This window comes from Xanthomonas pisi DSM 18956, assembly GCF_001010415.1.
Lineage (GTDB): Bacteria > Pseudomonadota > Gammaproteobacteria > Xanthomonadales > Xanthomonadaceae > Xanthomonas > Xanthomonas pisi.
In genome coordinates, this window is record NZ_JPLE01000200.1 from 1 (window position 1) to 434 (window position 434).

Annotated in this window: 1 protein-coding gene; it reads left to right on the top strand. The window is 48.2% G+C overall.

Annotated elements, in window-relative coordinates:
* The coding region (locus Y887_RS20765) for a hypothetical protein (RefSeq protein ID WP_046965602.1) at positions 1–297 on the top strand (297 nt) is incomplete at its 5' end.
* Between the last annotated feature and the right edge of the window lie 137 nt (positions 298–434).

Sequence of the window (434 nt, forward strand, 5' to 3'; positions counted from 1 at the left end):
AAGCACGGCAAACTTAAAAAGGGTCTTCAAGCTGATGGCCGCTACGCAGAGTTTGACCAGTATGGAAACAAGCTTGAGACTCAGTTCATTGACCTTATGTGCAAGGACGATTCGACCGACTCGCCAATGCGCTTCAGGATTCGCCCAGAGAAGTTCCAGAAATACGGGAAGTACATTGCAGAGAACGTCGGGAACGGTGCATTCTTCCTGATGAAAGGCCGCAAGCTTGAAGGCATTGATATGTTCATCGTCGACGTTATCAAACAGGTGTATCCAGATGGCAACAAACAACCGTGAACAAAAATACATTTTTGTGCCCCTGAAGAAGTATTCAGAATCAGTGTTGAAGCTTCAAAGAATCGAATCCATGACGGGCGATGGCGTGCCGGATGTAATCGGCACCAACCGGAAAGGGCGCGGCGTTTGGCTTGAAA